Raw genomic sequence first — 20,172 nt, forward strand, 5'->3', positions numbered from 1 at the left:
CGGCTGCACGCCGCCAGCGTACCGAACCGCCGGGCGCGCGCCCCGCAAGCGGGGCACGGCGCGGATAGACTGTCCCCTTGAAAGACCGGCCACGAGAGGGACGAGGAACACCCAGGTGACGCGCAACGACGAGGTCGAGACCGAGCTGCCGGGCATGGATGTCGCATCCATCGCCACGAAGCCCGGACCCACCGGCCGTCCGCAGCGTGCGTTCCCGGTGCCCGCTCCGCTGAAGCAGCACGGTCCGGCGAAGATCATCGCCCTCTGCAACCAGAAGGGCGGCGTCGGCAAGACGACGACCAGCATCAACCTCGGCGCTTCCCTCGCCGAGTACGGCCGTCGCGTCCTCGCGGTCGACTTCGACCCGCAGGGTGCGCTGTCCGCCGGCCTCGGCGCCCACACCCACGACGCGACGACCATCTACGACCTGCTGCTGAACCGCAACGCGGACGTGCAGGGAGCGATCCAGACGACGTCGACGCCCGGGCTCGACATCATCCCGGCCAACATCGACCTCTCCGCGGCCGAGGTGCACCTCGTCAACGAGGTCGCCCGCGAGCAGATCCTCGCCGGCGTGCTGCGCAAGGTCGCCAACGACTACGACGTGATCCTGGTCGACTGCCAGCCGTCGCTCGGCATCCTGACCGTCAACGCGCTCACCGCCAGCCACGGCGTGCTCATCCCGCTCGAGTGCGAGTACTTCGCCCTCCGCGGCGTCGCCCTGCTCATCGAGACGATCGACAAGGTGCGCGAGCGGCTGAACCCCGCGATCGAGCTGGACGGCATCCTCGCCACCATGTACGACTCGCGCACGCTGCACTCGCGCGAGGTACTGGAACGCGTGGTCGACGCCTTCGGCGACCGCGTGCTCGAGACGGTCATCTCGCGCACGGTGAAGTTCCCGGACGCGTCGGTCGCGGCCACCCCGATCACGCAGTTCGCGCCCGAGCACCAGGCGGCGGAGGCGTACCGCCAGCTGGCGCGGGAACTGGTGTTCCGTGGCGCCGTCGCCTGATACGAGCGAACCGGGGACGACCGAACCGGCGGCGACCGAACCGGCGGCGACCCTTCCCGCCGAGGAGTCGTCCGGTTTCCGTGTCTCCCTCGGCGACTTCGAGGGCCCGTTCGACCTGCTGCTCTCACTGATCACCAAGCACGAGCTCGACATCACGGAGATCTCGCTCAGCCGGGTGACGGACGAGTTCATCGCCTACCTCCGGCAGCTCGACACCGACGAGAGCCTCGACGAGGCCAGCGAGTTCCTGCTGGTCGCGGCGACCCTGCTCGACCTGAAGGTGGCCGGTCTGCTGCCCCAGGGCGAGCTGGTGGATGCGGAGGACGTCGCCCTGCTCGAGGCCCGCGACCTCCTCTTCGCGCGGCTACTGCAGTACCGCGCTTTCAAGGAGGCGTCCGCATGGTTCGCGCAGCGGCTGGAGGCCGAGGGCGCCCGTCATGCCCGGCTGGTGCGCCTGGAGGACAAGTTCCGCCAGCGCACCCCGGAGCTCGTCTGGACGCTCAGCCTCGACGACTTCGCGGCCCTCGCCACCTTGGCGATGACGCCGCGCGAGGTCCCCGTCGTCGGGCTCGACCACCTGCACGCGCCGCTCGTCAGCATCCGCGAGCAGGCCGCCGTGGTCGTCGGGATGCTGCGCCACGGCGAGCCGATGAGCTTCCGGCAGCTGGTGGCCGGCGCCGAGCAGAAGGGCGTCGTCGTCGCGCGGTTCCTCGCCGTGCTCGAGCTGTACCGGCGAGCGGCGATCGCCTTCGAGCAGCTGGAGCCGCTCGGCGAGCTCACGCTGAGGTGGACCGCCGAGCACTGGTCAGAAGAGAACCTGTCGAATCTGGGAGCCGACTATGACGGTTGAGAACACGGACGTCGCGGACGCGACCGAGACGACCGAGGTGACCGACACCACGGAAGTGCCCGCGCCGGTCGAGGACGCGCAGATCGAGCGCGCCCTCGAGGCGATCCTCATGGTCGCGGACGAGCCGATGAGTGTGGTCACGCTGGCCACGGCCGTCGGAGCGCCGGTGAAGCGCGTCCGGGCGGCGCTCGCCACGATTGTCGCCGACTTCGACGGCGAGGGCGGCGGTGTCCGCCGCGGCTTCGAGCTGCGCGAGGTGGGCGGGGGATGGCGCATCTACGTCCGCGAGGAGTTCGACCACGTCGTGGCCGACTACGTGCTGCAGCAGAACCCGACAAAGCTCTCGCAGGCGGCACTGGAGACCCTTGCGGTGATCGCGTACAAGCAGCCGATCAGCCGCGGCGCCATCGCATCCATTCGAGCCGTCAACGTGGACTCCGTGGTGCGGACGCTGCTCGGCCGTGGCCTGATCACCGAGCTGTTCACCGACAGCGAGACCGGCGCGATCAACTACGGCACCACCGACCTGCTGCTCAGCCAGCTGGGCATCAACTCGATCGACGAGCTGCCCAAGATCTCGCCGCTGCTCGCGGACGGTGCGGACGGGTTCGAGGGCGATGTCCGCTGAGTCGATGCAGGGCGAGCGCCTGCAGAAAGTGATGGCGGCCGCCGGTGTGGCCTCGCGCCGGGTGTCGGAGGACATGATCGTGGCGGGCCGCGTGACGGTCAACGGGAAGGTCGTCCGCGAGCTCGGAACGCGGGTCGACCCGGAGGTGGATCAGGTGGCGGTGGACGGCACGGCCGTCCAGCTCGACACCTCCCGCCGGTACGTGATGCTCAACAAGCCGGTCGGCGTTGTGAGCTCGATGCGCGACGAGCAGGGCCGGCCCGACCTCTCGCGCTTCACGGCGGACTACCCGGAGCGGCTGTTCAACGTCGGCCGGCTGGATGCGGAGACCTCCGGGCTGCTCATCCTCACCAACGACGGCGAACTGGCGCACGTGCTCGCGCATCCATCGTTCGGGGTGACGAAGACCTACATCGCTCGTGTGCGCGGCGTCGTCACGCCGCAGACGATCGGGCGGCTGACGAAGGGCGTCGAGCTGGAGGACGGCCCGATCGCCGCCGACAGGGCGAAGCTGCTGCAGTCGAACCCGCGCGGCGACGACTCGCTCGTCGAGATCACCCTGCATTCGGGCCGCAACCGCATCGTCCGGCGGATGCTCGCCGAGGTCGGGCACCCGGTGGTCGAGCTGGTCCGGCGGCAGTTCGGGCCGCTGCACCTCGGCACGCTGAAGTCCGGTCAGCTGCGCGACCTCACGAAGGCGGAACTGGGCCAGCTGCTCACCATCTCGCGCGAGAACCGCTGAGCGCTCTCCCGCTCATCCCCGCGGCGGCCTCGGCGGGAACGGAGGAGGTTCGGCGCGTGCGCGCCGCAACGACCTCCGTTCGTCGTCGCGCGCCGGCGTGTCGGCCAGGGACTCCTCCGTTTGCGCGTACCCGCCTCAGCTGTGGCGAACGGAGGACTTCTCCCGCGCCGCGCCGGGCGCACGCCGAAAACGGAGGGGATCCGTGACGGATATCGACGGAGCCTCCTCCGAGACCGGTCGAGTGTGAAAACGGGCGGCACGCGCTGGCTAAGGTGGACGGGTGACTGAGATCTCCGCCCGCCTCTCCGGCCCCGTCCGCGTCGTCGGCGCGGGGCTGCTCGGCGCATCCGTCGGACTCGGGCTGCGCGCCCGGGGCGTCGACGTGCTGCTCGCCGACGCGTCGCCCGCGCACCTGCGGCTGGCGGCGGACTATGGGGCGGGTCGGCTCGACGACGGAGGAGCGGAGCCTGCGCTCATCGTGGTCGCCGTGCCGCCGGACCTCACCGGGAAGGTCGTCGCGGAAGAGCTGGCCGCGCATCCCGATGCCATCGTCACCGATGTCGCCAGTGTGAAGGTCGCTCCGCTCGCCGAACTGCAGGAGGCCGGCGTCGACCTCGCCCGCTACGTCGGGGGCCACCCGCTCGCCGGGCGGGAGCGCGGTGGGCCCTCGTCCGCGCGCGCCGACCTGTTCATCGGCCGGCCCTGGGTCGTCGCCGCGCGCCCTGAGAACCCGCGACCGGCCGTGAGCCTGGTGGAGGCGCTCATCCTCGACCTCGGCGCCACCCCGGTCGAGATGGATGCGGCCGAGCACGACGCCGCCGTCGCTCTCGTCTCGCACGCGCCCCAGCTCGTCTCCTCCCTCATGGCGAAGCGCCTGGCGGACTCACCGGACACAGCCCTCGCCCTCGCGGGGCAGGGCGTCCGCGACGTCACGCGCATCGCCGCGAGCGAGCCGGAACTGTGGGTCCAGATCCTCGGGGCGAACGCGCCCGCCATCGTCGAGATCCTCCGTGCCTACCGCGACGACCTCGACCGCGTGCTCATCGCCCTCGGCGACGTCGACGCCGCGGGAGCCCGCCGCACCATCGCGGAGGAGATCGCGGGCGGCAACATCGGGGTCTCCCGGCTCCCGGGCAAGCACGGCCAGGACCGGAAATATTCGCGCTTCGTGGTGATGGTGGAGGACCGCCCGGGCGAACTGGCGCGCCTGCTGAACGAGCTCGGCGAACTCGGCGTGAACATGGAGGACCTGCGCCTGGAGCACTCGCCCGGCGCGGCCTTCGGCCTCGCCGATATCGCCGTGCTACCCGAGGTGCTGCACCGCACCGTCGAAGACCTGACCGAACGTGGATGGAGGATCACCGGATGACCGAGACGATCGTGGTCGCGGTCGACGGACCGGCCGGCAGCGGCAAGTCGAGCGTGAGCAAGGCGGCCGCCAAGCGGCTCGGCTGGGCCTACCTCGACACCGGCGCCGCCTACCGCGCGCTCAGCTGGTACGTCGTGGAGCGGCAGGTCGACCCGACGGACGCCGCGGCGGTGATCGACTCCCTTCCCGACTTCGACTACCGGATCGGCACCGACCCCGACACGTACCACGTGTTCGTCGGCGACACCGACGTGACGGAGGCCATCCGGACGCCGGAGGTGACCGCCGTCGTCAGCGCGATCGCGCGGGTCCCCGAGGTGCGCGAGTTCCTCACCGGGCTGTTCCGGCACATCATCCGCACGACCGACCGCGACGGGATCGTGGTCGAGGGTCGCGACATCACAACAGTCGTCTGCCCGGATGCGCCGGTGCGCATCCTGCTGACCGCCGACGAAGCCGTTAGAATGGCCAGGCGTTCCGCCGAGCTGGCCGGCCATTCCGCCGCCCACGTCGGCGAGGCACTTCGGAGACGCGACGAGGCCGATGCCCGTGTCGTCGACTTCATGAACGCCGCGGACGGTGTGACCACCGTCGACTCCACCGACCTCGACTTCGACCAGACCGTCGACGCGGTCATCCAGGTCGTACAGAAAGCAGCACATGTCTGACATCGAAAACGAGCCGACCGGCGACGACGACCTCGTCACCCGGCTTTCCGAGCTCGACGAGGAACTCGCCGTCCAGCGCGCCAACGCGCTGCGCAGCGGTCTCGAGGAGTACGAGCTCGACGAGAGCGACCTCGACATCCTCGAGGTCGCCGGCGAGGACGTCGACGGCATCACCTACCTGCCGGCACTACCGGTGCTCGCGATCGTGGGGCGGCCGAACGTCGGCAAGTCCGCGCTCGTCAACCGCATCCTCGGCCGCCGTGAGGCCGTCGTCGAGGACACTCCGGGTGTGACGCGCGACCGCGTCTCGTACCAGGCGGAGTGGAACGGTCGCCGGTTCACCCTGGTGGACACCGGCGGCTGGGAGCCCGACGCCCGCGGGATCGACGCCTCGGTCGCCGCGCAGGCGGAGGTCGCCATCGATCTCGCAGACGCGGTGCTCTTCGTCGTGGACGCGACGGTCGGCGCGACGTCGACCGACGAGCACGTCGTCCGGCTGCTCCGCAAGACCAAGAAGCCCGTCTTCCTCGCCGCGAACAAGGTCGACGACGCACGCCAAGAGCCATACGCGACCGAACTGTGGTCGCTCGGGCTCGGCGAACCGCATCCCGTCTCCGCCCTGCACGGCCGCGGTGTCGCGGACCTGCTGGACGAGCTCCTGAAGGCGCTGCCGGAGGTGTCGGCCGTCGCCAAGCAGGAGGTCGGCGGTCCGCGCCGCGTCGCGATCCTGGGCCGGCCGAACGTCGGCAAGTCGTCGCTGCTCAACAAGGCCGCGGGGGAGGAGCGCGTCGTCGTCAACGAGCTCGCGGGCACCACCCGCGACCCGGTGGACGAGCAGGTCGAGCTCGGCGGCCGCATCTGGCGATTCGTCGACACCGCCGGAATCCGCCGCCGCGTGCACCTGCAGCAGGGCGCCGACTTCTACGCCTCGCTCCGCACATCCACCGCGCTCGAGAAGGCGGAGGTCGCCGTGGTCGTGCTCGATGTGAGCGAGCCGATCAGCGAGCAGGACGTCCGGATCATCGACCTCGTGCTCGAGTCGGGCCGCGCGCTCGTGCTCGCGTTCAACAAGTGGGACCTCCTCGACGACGACCGCCGGCGCTACCTGGAGCGGGAGATCGAGCAGGACCTGGCGCACGTCTCCTGGGCGCCGCGGGTCAACATCTCCGCGCGCACCGGACGCCACCTCGAGAAGCTCGTCCCTGCGCTGGAGCTCGCGCTCGAGTCGTGGGACACCCGCATCCCGACCGGCAAGTTCAACGCGTTCCTCGCCGAGCTCACGGCCGCGCATCCGCACCCGGTCCGTGGCGGCAAGCAGCCGCGCATCCTCTTCGGCACGCAGGCGACGAGCCGGCCGCCGACATTCGTGGTGTTCACGACCGGGTTCCTCGACCCGGGCTACCGGCGGTACATCATCCGCCGCCTCCGCGAGGTCTACGGCTTCGAGGGCACCCCGATCGTCCTCAACATGCGCGTCCGCGAGAAGCGCAAGCGCTGACCCCGCCCCCCGTCGAGTACGCAAAAACTGCACACAAAACCGCCCCGCGGTGTGCAATTTGTGCGGAGTCGACGGTGGGGCTGTGGGGCGGAGTGGCGGCGCGGAGGGGCGACGTCAGCGCTGGCGGGCCACGTCGAGGATGGGGTCGAACGCATCGGGGTCGTGGACGACCACGACCGGGGCGGTCCCTCCCGGGAAGAGGCGGCGCACCGCATCCGGATCGGCGCGGTCGTCGACCGTGATGTCGATGGACTCGCGCCAGCGCCCGTCCGAGAGCCGCTGCACTGTCGCCTCCCAGGTGATCCCGGGCGTCGACCGCGCCTGCAGCCGCAGGTGGATGCCGACAGCGCGCCGCCGCGCGAGCAACGACAGCAGCCCGCGATACACCGCGGTGCGCCCGGCGGCGATCAGCCACGGATCGAGCTCGCGGACCAGCATGTCGGCGTTCCACAGGATCGTCGTCGCGAACCCGCTGCGCGACTGGTAGACGTCCACCGCGATCACGCCCGGCAGTCGCCGAACGGTCTGCCGAAGCGTCCCGCGCGTGATGCCCTCCTCGACCGTGCTGTGCAGGTAGAACGGGACCGATGGCCGCGGCGGCAGTCCGCCCGCACGCACGGCGGCGCGGTCGTGGATGCGCTGGCCCGGCCCGAAGAACGGCGCCAGCCCGGCGAGCAGCAGGGCGACCGACGGATCCGGCGGGTCGGCCTCCACCATCGCCGCCGTGTCCGCGTAGGCGGTCGACTGGTGCAGCGCTCCGATGCGGAATCCGAGCGACAGCGGCGGCCGCGCCTTCACCGTCAGGAAGGGCGCCCCGAGCGACCCGCGAAGCGGATTCTCGCGCCCTTCGATGCGCGGAACCGGGTCGAGCACATGCTCCAGCGCCAGCACGCTCACCGTCGGCGGCACGACGATCCGCCCGAGCGGCGAGCCCGCCACCACCAGATGCGTGACGTCGAGCCCGTCGGCGACCGCCGAGGCGGCGATCTGCGCGGCGACCATCCCGCCCAGGCTGAACCCGGCCAGCAGCACGGGTTCGCCCGGCCGGATGCCCGCCTCCCGCATGGCCGCCAAGCTCGCGCGCGCCACGGTCGGCTCGTCGCCTGCCCCGATCAGCAGGTCCGCCGTGAGGTCGTTGGGCGCCGCGCCGGCCCGCGGATGCCAGGACTTCGTGCTCGCGAACTGCACGATCCAGCGCCGGCCCGAACGCCCGGACCGCGGCACCTCCACGATCCGTACGGTCGCGACGTCGGCGCGGTCGTCGAGGTCCGGGTCGCAGAGGTCGTCGATCTCCCGCTGGCTGAGCAGCACATCCCGCAGTGAGCGGATCGACCGGCGACGCATGGCTCCGGCGGCGATTCCCGGCTGCCCGAGGGGATCGGGGGAGGGCCCCAGCGGCAGCCCCAGCAATCCCGCGGGCACGTCGGGCAGTCCCGGCGTCGGTGTGTAGTCGTCGCCGGCGAGCGGGTCGTTCCACCAGTCGAGGACGTCACGGATGAGCGGGAACGCTCGCCCGAGGAAGTCGTCGTAGTCGGTCAGCACCGCGTCGTGGCCGTCGCGCAGCAGCCCGCGTCTCCGGCCGAGGTTGACCACCTTGCGCAGCAGCGAGGGCAGCGTGAACACCGCGAGGTAGGGTTTCGCCCGCCACCGGGGGAGGAACAGCCCGACCAGCGACACCAGCAGCGCGAGCGGCGAAAGCAGCCACCCGGTGACGCGTGCGACGCCTCCGACGGTCCGCGGCACGAGCGACAGGTACAGGCCACTGAGCGCGACGCGTCGGTTGCGTCGGGTCGTGGGCGGCGGTGCGCCGAAGGGATACGGGATGCGCCGGGTGCGCTGCACCGCGTACCAGACCCACGCCGCCGCTACGGAGAGCAGCCAGCCGACCGCCGCGAGGACACCGCCGAGCACACCGAGGGCCAGGAGCAGCATCCCGAACAGCAGGGCCACGGGGATTCCGACCACCAGGCCCACGATCAGGAGCAGAGTTCCGGCCGGGCTGCGCCCCCGCCACAGCTGCGGTGACGGCTGCGACGGCATGCGGCCAGCCTAGACCGCACCCTCCGACACGCTCCCGACCTTTGATGCATATGCATGGAGATCGGTCAGCGCAAGCGCGACACACCGGCCGGATCTGAGAAAGGAGACAGGGAAGCCACCCCAAAGAGGGGGCGACCCTAAAAGGGGTATTTGTACCCCGGATTGTCCTCACTAGTGTGGACAACCGGGAGCCACCCGACCGTGCCCACCCGAGGGCCGGGCTCCCGTCTTCTGAAGGACGCATACCCGATCATGAGTTCTACAACCGCATACACCCCTGCCCGAAAGCGCCAGCTCGGCTCCGAGAAGCGCACAGAGCCGCTCCCGACGGTCCACCCGAAGCCCTCCGACCGGAAGATCACCTGGAGCCGCGTCGCCATCGTGCTGACCGTCCTCTTCTGGGCGATCTACGTGGTGACCACGATCATCCGCCAGTTCATCGACAGCGGCAGCCAGAACTTCCGCTTCACGATGGAGGCCATCGGCTACACCGTCGTCGTCACCTTCCTCACCTTCTCCGCCCTCATGTATCTGGTGGCCCGGCAGGGAGCGCTCCAGCGCTTCCAGAAGCACGTCCGCGTGCCGCGTGCCGAGCTCGACCGCCACTTCGCCGACAACCAGCCGTCGATCACCGTGCTCGTCCCGTCGTACGCGGAGGAGCCCGAGGTGGTGCGGATGACGCTGCTCTCCGCCGCCCTGCAGGAGTTCCCCTCCAAGCGGGTCGTGCTGCTCCTCGACGACAACCCCGACCCGCGCGACCCGGATGTTCGCGAGCGCCTCGACGCGACCCGCGACCTCGCGCACGACATCAGCGCGACGCTGGCCGAGCCCCGTTTCCGGTTCTCCGACGCACTGATGCGGTACGAGCTCGGCGACACCGGCGTCTACGCGACCGACGAGGCCGCGCGGGAGCTCGCCGATCACTACCGCTGGGCCGCCCAGTGGCTGTACGCCCAGGCGGACGCCCACACCGTCGAGGACCACGTCGACGTCTTCTTCGCCGACCAGGTGCTCCGCGCTCTCGGCGACGACCTGGCGCTGACCGGCGAGGCCGTCTCGGCCGCGATCGCCGAGGGCGCCTCCCTCACCAGCAAGCGCGTCGCGCAGCTGTACCGTCGCCTGTCGTGGACGTTCGACGCCGACCTCGCCGTCTTCGAGCGCAAGAAGTGGGCGTCCCTCTCGCACGAGGCGAACAAGGCGATGAACCTCAACGCCTACATCGGCCTGATGGGCGGCACCTACCGCGTCGAGGAGACGCCGGAGGGACAGATCCTCAGCCCGGTCGCCGCCGGTCAGCGCCGCCCCGGTGACATCGAGATCCCGGACAGCGACTTCCTGCTGACCCTGGATGCCGACTCCATCCTGCTGCGCGAGTACTGCCTCCGGCTCACCTACTTCCTGCAGCAGCCCGACAACGCCCGCGTCGCTGTGACGCAGACGCCGTACTCGTCGTTCCGCGGCGCCGGCACCCGCATCGAGCGTCTCGCCGGTGCGACCACCGATATCCAGCACATCCTGCACCAGGGCAAGTCGTACTACGGCGCGACGTTCTGGGTGGGCGCGAACGCGGTGATCCGCAAGAGCGCGCTGGACGACATCGTCGAGACCGAGTTCGTCGGCGGCTTCGAGGTGCGCCGCTACATCCAGGACCGCACCGTCATCGAGGACACCGAGTCGAGCATCGACCTCGGCACCCACGGCTGGACGCTGTCCAACTACCCGGAGCGCCTCAGTTACTCCGCGACCCCGCCGGACTTCGGTTCGCTGATCGTGCAGCGTCGCCGCTGGGCGAACGGCGGTCTGCTGATCCTCCCGAAGCTGTGGCGTCAGGTGAAGGAGCGGAAGCGCCGCGGCGAGACCGTCTCGCGCATCGAGCTGCTGCTGCGCGTCAACTACATGGCGTCGATCAGCTGGGCGAGCTTCGGCCTGATCTTCCTGCTGGCGTACCCGTACGACGGCCGGCTGCTCAGCCCGATGGTGCTCCTCGCCGCGCTGCCGTACTTCATCAGCCAGGCGGCCGACCTGCGCTACAGCGGGTACAAGGCCACCGACATCTTCCGGATCTACGGCTTCAACCTCATCCTGCTGCCGGTGAACCTGGCCGGTGTGCTGAAGTCGATCCAGCAGTCGCTGACCGGCAAGAAGATCCCGTTCGCCCGCACGCCGAAGGTCAAGAACCGCACGGCCTCGCCGCTGCTGTACGTGATCGCGCCGCTCGCGATCGTCGCCTTCTCGCTGTTCACGCTGTGGCGTGATGTCAACGCGCAGAACTGGGGCAACGCCGCGTTCGCCGCGTTCAACGCCACCCTGGCGATCTGGGCGATCGTCGCCTACATCGGCATCTGGAACACCATCGTCGACATCTGGATCGGGATGACGAAGCCGCTGTACGTGGACAAGTCGCGCCGCCGTTCGACCGAGGAGGCCGCGCCGCAGACCGCATCCATCGACTGGCGTTCCGTGCTCTACCACGGCCACGCGGGCGGCGAGGTACCGCACCTCGCCCGGGTGGGCGCGGTCGTCGACGCGCGGACCGAGGACGCCGAGGTGCCGCTGCAGGGTTCGGAGGTCCCCGTGAATGGCGCTGCCGCCCAGGCGGTGGAGGCGTCCGGCGCCGAGGGCTCCGAGGCAGCGGCCGCCGCGAACGGATCCGCTCCGGCCGAGTCCGTCTCTGGCGAGAGGCAGGCCGCCTGATGGCTCGCGCATCCCAGAAGAAGATCTCGGCGGACGCCGTCGAGCGCGCACAGGCTCCCGAGTCCGCGAGCGGCCGCCGCCTGTCGCCGTGGCGCGTGATCGGCGCCGCCCTCGTCGCCATCGTCGTCGTGTCCGCCGGCGCGGTCGGCCTGCAGTGGTGGAGCGCCCGCGCGGCGGTCGACGCGAAGCCGTGGTTCGCCTCCTACGTGGATGTGACGGCGACGCCCCGGTTCGCATTCGAGAACCTGGGCGGCACGACGACGAAGGATGCCGTCCTCTCGTTCGTCGTGTCGTCGCCGTCGGACCCGTGCGCGCCCAGCTGGGGCGGTGCCTACTCGCTCGACCAGGCTCGTGGATCCCTGGATCTTGACCGCCGCATCGCGCGCCTCCAGCAGCAGGGCGGCACCGTCGCGGTGTCGTTCGGCGGCCAGCGGAACGACGAGCTGGCTGTGCACTGCGTCGACCCGTCCGCGCTGAAGAACGCGTACGCGTCCGTCGTCGACCGCTACAAGATCGGCACGATCGACCTCGACCTCGAGGGCGGCGGACTCGCCGACAAGGACGCCGCCGCCCGCCGCGCCGAGGCGATCGCCGCACTGCAGCAGGAGCGCCGTGCCGCGGGCAAGAGCCTCGCCGTGTGGCTGACCCTGCCCGTGGCGCCCACCGGGATGACCTCGGACGGCACGGATGCGATCGCCGCCATGCTGAAGGCGAAGGTCGACATCGCCGGCGTCAACGTGATGACCATGGACTTCGGCGACGCCAAGGACGCGAAGACCTCGATGGCCAAGACCGCGGAGTCCGCCGTGTCCGCCGCCCAGCGCCAGCTCGGCATCCTCTACGACCGCGCGAAGCTGCACCAGAGCGACCCCAGCCTCTGGGCGAAGCTCGGCGCCACCCCGATGATCGGCCAGAACGACATCGAGGGCGAGGTGTTCACGCTTGCGGACGCCGCCTCCTTCAACAGCTGGGCGGTGTCGAACGGCCTGGGGCGCATGTCGATGTGGTCGGCGAACCGCGACAAGACCTGTGGGTCGAACTATGTGGATGTGACCGTCGTCTCCGACGCCTGCAGCGGCGTCGACCAGGGCAAGACGTCGTTCGCGACCGTCCTGGCGAAGGGCTTCGACGGACACATCGCGCTGGGGGAGGGCGCTGTCACGACGGCCGAGCCGACCTCCACGGCGACCGCGGACGACCCGGCCCACTCGCCGTACCCGGTGTGGGCGTCGAAGAACTCGTACCTCAAGGGCACGAAGGTCGTCTGGCACCACAACGTGTACCAGGCGAAGTGGTGGACGAAGGGCGACGTGCCCGACAACCCCGTGCTGAACGCGTGGGAGACGCCGTGGGAGCTCGTCGGCCCGGTGCTCCCGGGCGAGACGCCCATCCCGCAGCCGACCCTGCCCGCCGGGACGTACCCGACCTGGGCCGGGACCAGCGCCTACGACAAGGGGCAGCGCGTCCTCTTCGACGGGGTACCCTACGAAGCTAAGTGGTGGACGCAGGGCGACAGCCCCGAGGCCGCCAGCGCAAACCCCGACTCGTCGCCCTGGACCCCGCTCAGCCAGGACGAGGTCGACCAGATCATCGGCGGCTCCAGCCGCTGAACCCAGCTCGGCGGCGGGACGCTGACTCCCCCCACTCGCGCCCCGTCGCCGACTCATACCTGGACACCCGCTGCGGGGCGGGGCGGTCCGGGCGCCCGTTCGCACAGGTCATTCGGCCGGTGCGACGGCGCAGTGCCGGCGGGGATCCGTGTGCCTTCGGGTGGCGCACCGCATCCCTGCCGGCACGAAAGACAGGCGATGACGCTCGCGGCGGGGGCCGACACCGACGGTGACCTTGACGTCGACTGCCACCGCGACGCCGGCTCCGGCCACCGCGTCGCCCGACGACCCGCTCGACGCGCAGGCCGCGTGGTCGTCATCTGTCACCTCGGCGGCACCCTGGGCTCGCCGAAGCTGATGGACTGGGTGACGAAGGACATCTGACCCGGCGTGCGCGGGGCACCTCTCCGACACGGTAGGATGGTCGAGTTGCCCCGCGCGGAGCCTCGGCTCGGGCGGCGACAACGGGCTGTGGCGCAGCTTGGTAGCGCACTTGACTGGGGGTCAAGGGGTCGCAGGTTCAAATCCTGTCAGCCCGACGCAGTGAAAAAGCCGGTGGGCACGAGGTCGCTTCGCGACCGACGTGCCCACCGGCTTTTTCACTGCTCGCTGCTGTCTATTGGGGTCCCCGCGCGCGAGGGGCTCCGGGCGCCGACCCGAGCGCAGCGAGAGCCGGCGTTTGGGGGAGCGGGTGGGGCGCAGCCCGACGCAGGGCTCGACGGGGCAATGGCTCTCACGCAATGCAACATGTCGTTGCTCTCTGTAAAGCTTCGCAGGCGAGCGAGCTTGTTGATCAATTCGTCGAGTCGATAGCGTTCGAGAGCGAGCGGCGAATGACGCCATTCGACGGGGTCCGTCGGCAGTGTTGTAGCGGACCATGGCCCGACCGGCCCACGTAGGCGATGAGGGAGATGCAAGAACGGTTCGGAATCGAGCTTGACGGCGCGGTAACGATGGACCTCACCGAGGACTTCCGGCCAATCAACCAGACGATTCCCGCTTTGTTGTCCCAACTTGACGGAAGCAACTCGTTCGCCGTGCTGGTCTGGAAGCTACCCGAGGGTGTCAAGAGCGTAGCTGACCTGAGTGCTGATTACTTCCCGGAGAGTTTTATTCAGTGTGCGGGCGCAGCCGACAAGCTGACCGTTGAAGTGCGACTTCAGTTCGATGGCACCGGGCGTCTCTTCACGGTCGGGAGGCGCTCGCGTAGCGAGGGCAGTGCCTCGAAGGTACAGGTGCAGTGGTCGAACTTTGAGGTACAGGTCGAACAGAGCGAAGCCTTCTCCTATCAAGAGGCCTCAGATATTTTCCTCGCTCACATCGAAAGTGGCGCGATCCCTCCCGTTTACGAATTGAGGGGCCACTGATGCGGCCAGCAAACGGGCGCCTAGGCGCGTCTTGCCGCCCTTCGACTCTCGGGTCGAGGGCCAAGTGGATTGGTGCTGAGAGTGAAACCTAGCGAGGCTCTACCCGATCTGGTAATGAAGGTTCGATTCCTTAGCACCGAGGAGGGGGGTCGCATGACGGACATAGGCGGGAATGCCGACCACTACTCCTGCCCGATCGGTCGTGGTGACCCGACCATGTACGACTGTCGCGTTTGGCTCCGCGGAAGGGTCCTGCGGTTGGGTCAGACCTACGATGTGGAGGCTTCGCTGCTGGACCCGGATGCATGGCTCGATCGCTTTTCCGTAGGCGACGTCATGGCACTCTGGGAAGGTCGGGCGATTGCGACCGGTGAAGTGGTGGCCGTCCGCGCGCACAAGACCGATAAATCATTGCCGAAGTAGGAGGTGTCAGTCGACGTGTCCCTCTCGCGGTCCACTGTGATTGAGCTCGTAACTCGGGCTGTCGAAGGTCTCCGGGGAGATGATCGGTTGCTGAGCTCACAGCTCCCCAACCTTGATGTGAGTGGCATTCACGGTACGGACAGTTTCCGATTGACTCCGACTCAGGGTGTGCAGTTGGGCGATGTCCGTGGAGTCTTTGCGGATGCGGAGGTCGCCGATACCGATGGGGTGTTCATACATCTCTTGCTGCATGTCGTGAACGGCAAGCTAGCGGAACTAGAGGTCTACCGAGATGATCTCGCGCCCGTCAGAGCACGTATCTCCGCGGATGACATCGCCTTCTACATCCATGGACCGTCGGAGGCGTAAGACCTCACTTACGTGACGAGGTTCTCTCCGAAGACGGTCACGCCCGCGCCGACCCGCGCAGCGCGACCGCGTCTTCACTGGGCGACGCGCCGAACTCGCGCCGGTACTCCCGGCTGAACTGCGACGGGCTCTCGTATCCGACCGCGTAGGCGGTCGCGCCGATGTCGCCCGGGTTCGCGATCAGGCGCAGCCGCGCTTCCTGCAAACGGATGCTCTTCTGGTATTGGATCGGGCTCATCGAGGTGACCGCGTGGAACGCTCGGTGAAACGCTGAGGGGCTCATCCTCGCGCGTTCGGCGAGCTCGTCGACGCGGAGCGGCTCGGAGAAGTGCTCCCGTATCCAGCGAACGACGTGGCGGACGCGGCTGAGGCTGCTGTCGGCGAGTCCCAGCTGTCGCACGGTCGCGCCCTGGTCGCCCGACATGATCAGCCAGAGGATCTCCCGTTCGATCATGGGGGCGAGCACCGGGATGTCCCGGGGGTGGTCGAGCAGTCGCAGCATGCGGATGGTCGCGTCCAGCAGCCGCGGCGAGGTCTCTCCGACGGCGATCGCCGGAGGGGATGACTCCCCGCGCGACGGCCGCGGGAACTCTGCCGCGGAGGCGGTCAGCATGAGTTCGGCGATCACTTCCGAGCGCAGCTCCAGACCGAATCCCAACGCGGGATGCTCGGGGGTGGCGTCGGTGAAGTGCCCGGAGACCGGGAGGTCCACGGAGGCGACCAGATATTGCCCGGCTCCGTAGTCGTGGACTGTTCCTCCCACCGAGAGTCGTTTGGTGCCTTGCGCGACGATGGCGAGGATCGTGCCCGTCGTGGATTCGTCCTGCGAACCGCCGTGGTCCATCCGCGACACGACCACGCCGGGGATCGCCGTCGGACTGACGCCACCCGGGGCGTGTTGCGCCACGAGGGCGCGGAACTCATCGAAGGACATGGGAAGAGTGAAACATCATCCCTCGAGGAAGGCATCCATTCCTGTCGAAGATGACAGTTTTGTGCAAGGAGTCGATGGGATTCCCCTAACTCGCCGCAGGGGGCTGACGGTTGTGTTGAAGCATGAGCGAACAGACATCCGACCAGAAGATCGTCGTCATCACCGGAGCGAGCTCCGGCATCGGGCGCGGCGCCGCCATTGAGATCGCCGCCCGCGGAATGGGCGTCGTCATCACCTACAACGCGCGCCCAGAGGGCGCTGAGAGGACCGTCGAGGAGATCCGGGAGAACGGAGGCACGGCGGTCGCGCTTCCGCTCGACATCAGCCGCACGGACACCTTCGCCGACTTCGCGAACACGCTCACCCGCGTGGTGAGAACGGAGTGGGGAGCGGATGGCATTCATGCGCTGGTGAACAACGCCGGTTTCGGCGGCGGGATGGGCTTCGAGGAGATGACGGAGGACGCGTTCGACGCCTACTACCGGGTACTCCTGCGCGGTCCGTACTTCCTCACCCAGGCCCTCCTGCCTCTGATCGAAGACGGCGGCGCGATCGTGAACACCTCCAGCAGCTCTGTGCGCCCCGGCGACACCGAGCCCGGCTACTCCGGGTACGCGGCGATGAAGGGCGGTCTCACCACGGCCACACGGTACCTGGCCAAGGAACTCGCCGGCCGGTCGATCCGCGTGAACTCCATCAGCCCCGGCCCGACCCGGACGCGCCTCGGCGACAACGCCTTCGAGCGCTTCCCCGAGGTGATCGACGGGCTCGCAGCGAAGACCGCCTTCGGCCGCATCGGCGATCCGGCCGATGTCGGGAAGGTCATCGCGTTCCTCGTCTCCGACGACTCGGCGTGGATCACGGGCGAAGACATCCTGGCGACCGGCGGGTACGCACTGTGAGCGCCGGGTTCGGGACGGTCGTCCTCACCGGGGCGACCAGCGGCATCGGCGAGGCGACCGCCCTCCGACTCGCCGGCATGTCGACCATCCTGATCGCGCTCGGCATCGAATCGGAGCGGGATGCCGCTCCCGCCCTCGAACGGATCCGCCGTGCGGGTAACGCCGAGGTCCACTACATCTCGGCGGATTTCACCCGCCTGGCCGACGTCGTCTCGGCAGCGGAGCGGGTCGGCACGGTGGCACGATCGATCGATCTGCTCATCAACGACGCGGGTGTTCCTGGAGCTGCGGAGCGGATCGTCACCCCCGACGGATTCGAACGCACATTGCAGGTCAACGCACTCGCACCGGCGCTGTTCACCCGCCTCCTCATCCCCCGACTCGCCGAGGGCGCTCGGATCGTCAACGTCGGCTCCTCGGCGCACCGCGTCGAGCACTTCGACTTCGACGACGTCGACCTGGAACACGACTACACCCCGATCGCCGCCTACGCGCGGGCGAAACTGGCGATGGTGACGTGGTCGTCGCTCCTCGCCGAGGAGGAGGCCGCCTCGTCCCACGATGTCGTCGCACTGTGCCCGGGGCTCAACGACACCCCGCTCAGCGCCGCGATGATGGGTCGCATCGGCGGCCCTGCGTCGCGCGGCGCGCAGCTGGTGCTCGCTGCGAGCCGCGCAGCTGTTCCGTCGGGCAGCTACCTCGAGAACGGCCACGTCGTCCGTCCCAGCGCTGACAGCCTCGATCCGGGCAACCGCGCCCGGCTCGCCTCAGTGTTCCGGGAGCGGCTGTCGCCTTTCGTCGTTCGCGGCGATGTCCGGGCCACGCCATGAGAGGGCGCCAACAGGGTTCAGGTGATCCGCTGATCCGAGCCGTCACCAGTCGCGAGGGCGACCGCGTCACGACGCTCGAACTCTTCTTCGACCTCGCGTTCGTGTTCGCCTTCACTCAGCTCAGCCGCCTGATGGCGCAGCAGCACGATGCCCTCGGCATCCTTCAGGCGCTGGTCATCCTCGCCCTGCTGTGGTGGGCCTGGACCGCCTACGGGTGGCTCTCGAACATCGCCCACGCCGACCAAGGCGTGGTCCGCGTGGCCATGATCATCGGCATGACGGCGATGTTCGTCGCGGGCATCGTCGTCCTGGAGGCCTACGACGACCTGCCCGACGGCCTGTTCGGCCCCCTCGTGTTCGTCGGCGCCTACCTCGTCGCTCGGATCACCCACGCGATCGTCTTCGTCTGGCTCGCCGCCCCCGAGCTCCGCCGACGCACGCTGATCACCGTCACTCTCTCCGTCGTTCCGTCCGGAGGACTGCTGGTCGCCGGAGCCCTGCTCGGTGCCCCGTGGCAGATCTGGTGCACCATCGCCGCGGTGGTGATCGAGCCGATCGTCTCCTACCGCACCAGCGTCGGCGTCGCCTGGCCGGTGCGCTCCACCGCTCATTTCACGGAGCGACACGGACTGATCGTGATCCTCGCCCTCGGCGAGTCCATTCTCGGCATCGGCACAGGGGCCTCAACCGAGCCGATCAGCCTCGCCATCCTTCTCGGCGTGGTGTTGTCGATGCTGATCTGCATCGCTCTGTGGTGGGCCTACTTCACCCGGCTCGCCGGCGACGCCGAGCGGGCTCTCATGGCTGTCCCCGTCGTCGACCGCGGCCGGGCTGCCACCGACGCGTACACCTACCTCCACCTGGCCCTGGTCGGCGGCATCGTGCTCGCGGCGCTCGGCCTCGAGGTCGCGATGGCACACGCCGAGTCGAACGAGGGCTTCGGACTGTTCGGCGCCGCCGCGCTCAGCGGGGGAGTCGCCTGTTATCTCGCGGGGACCGCAGCGTTCGCTCGACGCCTCCTCGGCCGCTGGAATGTCGTCCGTCTCGTGATCGCCGCGGCCTTCGTCGCTCTCGCGCCCGTGCTCGGCATGCTCTCCCCTCTGATCGCGCTTGCGAGCGTGGTGGGCGTACTCATCGTGTTGTTCGTCGCAGAGCGCAACCTGCCGGCTCTCGCGCCGAGTGGCGAGCGCTAGAGTCCCGTCGCCACCACCAGCCGGCCGCCGTCCCACGCCACCGGCAGGGGATCCGTGATCTCGCCCACGAAGGGTGTGTGCTCTCCTGTGAGGCGGAAAGCGAGCATCGCCCACGAGCCGTCTCGGAGGCGGGCGAGACGGCCGCTGTACAGGTTCGCGTCCGTGATCGGGTAGGTGGCATCGATGTCGAACGAGCCGACGAGTCCGCCGGCCGGCGCAGCCCACACGCCGCCGGTGTGCTCGCGACGCGCGGCGCTCGCGTGTTCCGCCAGACACGAGAAGATCAGCACCGACTGACCCTCCACCGACTCGGTCTGAGTGACCTCGAGCTGCCCGAAACCGTGGTCGACGGGGGAGGTCAGCGGAGGCTGCAGAACCCAGCGGTCCAGGTCCGTGGAGGTCGCGTGTCCCACGACCCCTCGGCTGAACGGGTCGCCGGTCTTCGCGCGCGCGGTGATCAGCATGTGCCACCCTTCGCCGGCGGGATCCCGGAACACCCAGGGGTCGCGGAACGCTTCGTCGTGCCAGTCGGGGGAGAGGGTCTCGTACCATCGCGGGTCGGCGGTCAGAATCGGGTTCGCGGCCGATTTCGTCCAGTCGCGCAGGTCTTCGGAGGTGGCGACGCCGATCGACTGGATGTTCTTCACCCCATCCGGTGCAAGCGTCGACCCGGTGTAGAACATGCGCCAGAGGCCATCGTCGCCGCGGACGATGGACCCCGTCCAGGTGGCGAGGTCGTCGAACGCGGGTGCGTCCGATCGCACCAGGGCGTCCTCCACACGGGTCCAGTCCGTCAGGTCAGTGGACACCGCATGCCCGATGGACGCCCGATAGTGGCGGGCTTCGGGATCTTTCAACGCGCGCGATGCGTAGAGGAAGAACAGGTGGTGCCGCTCGCCGTCGTCGGCCAACCAGAAGTCCCACACCCAGGAGTCCGGCAAAGAGAACATCGTGAACCTTTCGTGACATCGTCGTCTGCTTAAACGCTTGACCAGGATTGTAGCCTGAGTTATCGTGAGCTGGTCAAACGCTTTAGCAGG

The 20,172-nt window shown here is 69.1% G+C and carries 18 protein-coding genes and 1 tRNA gene; 16 read left to right on the forward strand and 3 right to left on the reverse strand.

Features of this window, described 5'->3' with window-relative positions; translation table 11 throughout:
* The first annotated feature begins 115 nt into the window (after positions 1–115).
* The 7 genes from AXZ95_RS06365 (at position 116) to der (ending at position 6,770) form a co-directional block, all read left to right on the forward strand.
* Positions 116–1,015: a ParA family protein gene (locus AXZ95_RS06365; protein ID WP_018190188.1), complete on the forward strand. Its 900-nt coding sequence runs from the start codon at positions 116–118 to the stop codon at positions 1,013–1,015.
* Entirely contained in the window at positions 999–1,865 is an 867-nt protein-coding gene (locus AXZ95_RS06370) for a ScpA family protein (protein ID WP_018190189.1), read from the forward strand. The genes AXZ95_RS06365 and AXZ95_RS06370 overlap by 17 nt, the downstream gene beginning before the upstream one ends.
* Positions 1,855–2,493 carry an SMC-Scp complex subunit ScpB gene (gene scpB, locus AXZ95_RS06375; RefSeq protein WP_018190190.1) on the forward strand — a complete coding sequence of 213 codons (639 nt, stop codon included), beginning with the start codon at positions 1,855–1,857 and terminating at the stop codon, positions 2,491–2,493. Before AXZ95_RS06370 ends, scpB begins: the two co-directional genes overlap by 11 nt.
* Entirely contained in the window at positions 2,483–3,235 is a 753-nt protein-coding gene (locus tag AXZ95_RS06380) for a pseudouridine synthase (RefSeq protein ID WP_018190191.1), read from the forward strand. Before scpB ends, AXZ95_RS06380 begins: the two co-directional genes overlap by 11 nt.
* A 280-nt stretch (positions 3,236–3,515) precedes the next feature.
* Complete coding sequence (locus tag AXZ95_RS06385; protein WP_018190192.1) at positions 3,516–4,604, forward strand: prephenate dehydrogenase; 1,089 nt, start codon at positions 3,516–3,518, stop codon at positions 4,602–4,604.
* Entirely contained in the window at positions 4,601–5,272 is a 672-nt protein-coding gene (gene cmk / locus AXZ95_RS06390; RefSeq protein WP_018190193.1) for a (d)CMP kinase, read from the forward strand. Before AXZ95_RS06385 ends, cmk begins: the two co-directional genes overlap by 4 nt.
* Positions 5,265–6,770, forward strand: coding sequence for a ribosome biogenesis GTPase Der (gene der / locus AXZ95_RS06395; protein WP_018190194.1), 1,506 nt, complete (start codon positions 5,265–5,267; stop codon positions 6,768–6,770). Before cmk ends, der begins: the two co-directional genes overlap by 8 nt.
* A gap of 114 nt (positions 6,771–6,884) precedes the next feature.
* On the opposite strand, the gene AXZ95_RS06400 is transcribed toward der, so the two are convergent.
* Entirely contained in the window at positions 6,885–8,810 is a 1,926-nt protein-coding gene (locus AXZ95_RS06400; protein ID WP_026307098.1) for a hypothetical protein, read from the reverse strand.
* Between the two features lie 252 nt (positions 8,811–9,062).
* Between AXZ95_RS06400 and AXZ95_RS06405 the strand changes: the two genes are divergently transcribed.
* The 6 genes from AXZ95_RS06405 to AXZ95_RS19770 all read left to right on the forward strand — a co-directional run bounded on the left by AXZ95_RS06405 (position 9,063) and on the right by AXZ95_RS19770 (position 14,904).
* Positions 9,063–11,504 carry a glycosyltransferase family 2 protein gene (locus AXZ95_RS06405; protein ID WP_018190195.1) on the forward strand — a complete coding sequence of 814 codons (2,442 nt, stop codon included), beginning with the start codon at positions 9,063–9,065 and terminating at the stop codon, positions 11,502–11,504.
* A complete protein-coding gene (locus tag AXZ95_RS06410) occupies positions 11,504–13,114 on the forward strand; it encodes a carbohydrate-binding protein (protein WP_018190196.1) in 1,611 nt (536 codons plus the stop codon). The genes AXZ95_RS06405 and AXZ95_RS06410 overlap by 1 nt, the downstream gene beginning before the upstream one ends.
* Positions 13,115–13,312: 198 nt before the next feature.
* Complete coding sequence (locus AXZ95_RS06415; protein ID WP_018190197.1) at positions 13,313–13,498, forward strand: hypothetical protein; 186 nt, start codon at positions 13,313–13,315, stop codon at positions 13,496–13,498.
* Between the two features lie 81 nt (positions 13,499–13,579).
* Positions 13,580–13,653: transfer RNA gene (locus AXZ95_RS06420), tRNA-Pro, on the forward strand.
* Positions 13,654–14,025: 372 nt separating this feature from the next.
* Positions 14,026–14,481 (forward strand): hypothetical protein, encoded by a 456-nt coding sequence (locus AXZ95_RS06425; RefSeq protein WP_231371068.1) that lies wholly within the window; start codon positions 14,026–14,028, stop codon positions 14,479–14,481.
* A gap of 258 nt (positions 14,482–14,739) precedes the next feature.
* Positions 14,740–14,904 carry a hypothetical protein gene (locus tag AXZ95_RS19770; protein WP_231371067.1) on the forward strand — a complete coding sequence of 55 codons (165 nt, stop codon included), beginning with the start codon at positions 14,740–14,742 and terminating at the stop codon, positions 14,902–14,904.
* A 406-nt stretch (positions 14,905–15,310) separates the two neighbouring features.
* Here AXZ95_RS19770 and AXZ95_RS06440 read toward each other — a convergent pair whose 3' ends face one another.
* Complete coding sequence (locus AXZ95_RS06440) at positions 15,311–16,207, reverse strand: AraC family transcriptional regulator (protein WP_018190201.1); 897 nt, start codon at positions 16,205–16,207, stop codon at positions 15,311–15,313.
* Positions 16,208–16,329: 122 nt separating this feature from the next.
* On the opposite strand from AXZ95_RS06440, the gene AXZ95_RS06445 reads away from it, so the two are divergent.
* Genes AXZ95_RS06445 through AXZ95_RS06455 form a run of 3 tightly spaced genes read left to right on the forward strand, consistent with a single transcriptional unit; the run spans position 16,330 to position 19,132 of the window.
* Positions 16,330–17,109 (forward strand): SDR family oxidoreductase, encoded by a 780-nt coding sequence (locus AXZ95_RS06445; protein WP_018190202.1) that lies wholly within the window; start codon positions 16,330–16,332, stop codon positions 17,107–17,109.
* The gene (locus AXZ95_RS06450) at positions 17,106–17,939 is read left to right on the forward strand and encodes an SDR family NAD(P)-dependent oxidoreductase (protein ID WP_018190203.1); all 834 of its coding nucleotides are present in this window, start codon (positions 17,106–17,108) and stop codon (positions 17,937–17,939) included. The genes AXZ95_RS06445 and AXZ95_RS06450 overlap by 4 nt, the downstream gene beginning before the upstream one ends.
* Positions 17,936–19,132 carry a low temperature requirement protein A gene (locus tag AXZ95_RS06455; protein WP_018190204.1) on the forward strand — a complete coding sequence of 399 codons (1,197 nt, stop codon included), beginning with the start codon at positions 17,936–17,938 and terminating at the stop codon, positions 19,130–19,132. The genes AXZ95_RS06450 and AXZ95_RS06455 overlap by 4 nt, the downstream gene beginning before the upstream one ends.
* On the opposite strand, the gene AXZ95_RS06460 is transcribed toward AXZ95_RS06455, so the two are convergent.
* Positions 19,129–20,082 (reverse strand): hypothetical protein, encoded by a 954-nt coding sequence (locus AXZ95_RS06460; RefSeq protein ID WP_018190205.1) that lies wholly within the window; start codon positions 20,080–20,082, stop codon positions 19,129–19,131. The genes AXZ95_RS06455 and AXZ95_RS06460 overlap by 4 nt on opposite strands.
* Between the last annotated feature and the right edge of the window lie 90 nt (positions 20,083–20,172).

Origin of the sequence: Leifsonia sp. 115AMFTsu3.1, assembly GCF_004362795.1 — a bacterium.
In the GTDB taxonomy this organism is placed as follows: Bacteria; Actinomycetota; Actinomycetes; order Actinomycetales; family Microbacteriaceae; genus Leifsonia.

Coding starts and splice junctions, on each gene's coding strand:
- scpB (WP_018190190.1), top strand. CDS start 1,855: ATGACGGTTGAGAACACGGACGTCGCGGACGCGACCGAGACGACCGAG.
- AXZ95_RS06380 (WP_018190191.1), top strand. CDS start 2,483: ATGTCCGCTGAGTCGATGCAGGGCGAGCGCCTGCAGAAAGTGATGGCG.
- cmk (WP_018190193.1), top strand. CDS start 4,601: ATGACCGAGACGATCGTGGTCGCGGTCGACGGACCGGCCGGCAGCGGC.
- der (WP_018190194.1), top strand. CDS start 5,265: ATGTCTGACATCGAAAACGAGCCGACCGGCGACGACGACCTCGTCACC.
- AXZ95_RS06400 (WP_026307098.1), bottom strand. CDS start 8,810: ATGCCGTCGCAGCCGTCACCGCAGCTGTGGCGGGGGCGCAGCCCGGCC.
- AXZ95_RS06405 (WP_018190195.1), top strand. CDS start 9,063: ATGAGTTCTACAACCGCATACACCCCTGCCCGAAAGCGCCAGCTCGGC.
- AXZ95_RS06410 (WP_018190196.1), top strand. CDS start 11,504: ATGGCTCGCGCATCCCAGAAGAAGATCTCGGCGGACGCCGTCGAGCGC.
- AXZ95_RS06415 (WP_018190197.1), top strand. CDS start 13,313: ATGACGCTCGCGGCGGGGGCCGACACCGACGGTGACCTTGACGTCGAC.
- AXZ95_RS06425 (WP_231371068.1), top strand. CDS start 14,026: ATGCAAGAACGGTTCGGAATCGAGCTTGACGGCGCGGTAACGATGGAC.
- AXZ95_RS06440 (WP_018190201.1), bottom strand. CDS start 16,207: ATGTCCTTCGATGAGTTCCGCGCCCTCGTGGCGCAACACGCCCCGGGT.
- AXZ95_RS06445 (WP_018190202.1), top strand. CDS start 16,330: ATGAGCGAACAGACATCCGACCAGAAGATCGTCGTCATCACCGGAGCG.
- AXZ95_RS06455 (WP_018190204.1), top strand. CDS start 17,936: ATGAGAGGGCGCCAACAGGGTTCAGGTGATCCGCTGATCCGAGCCGTC.
- AXZ95_RS06460 (WP_018190205.1), bottom strand. CDS start 20,082: ATGTTCTCTTTGCCGGACTCCTGGGTGTGGGACTTCTGGTTGGCCGAC.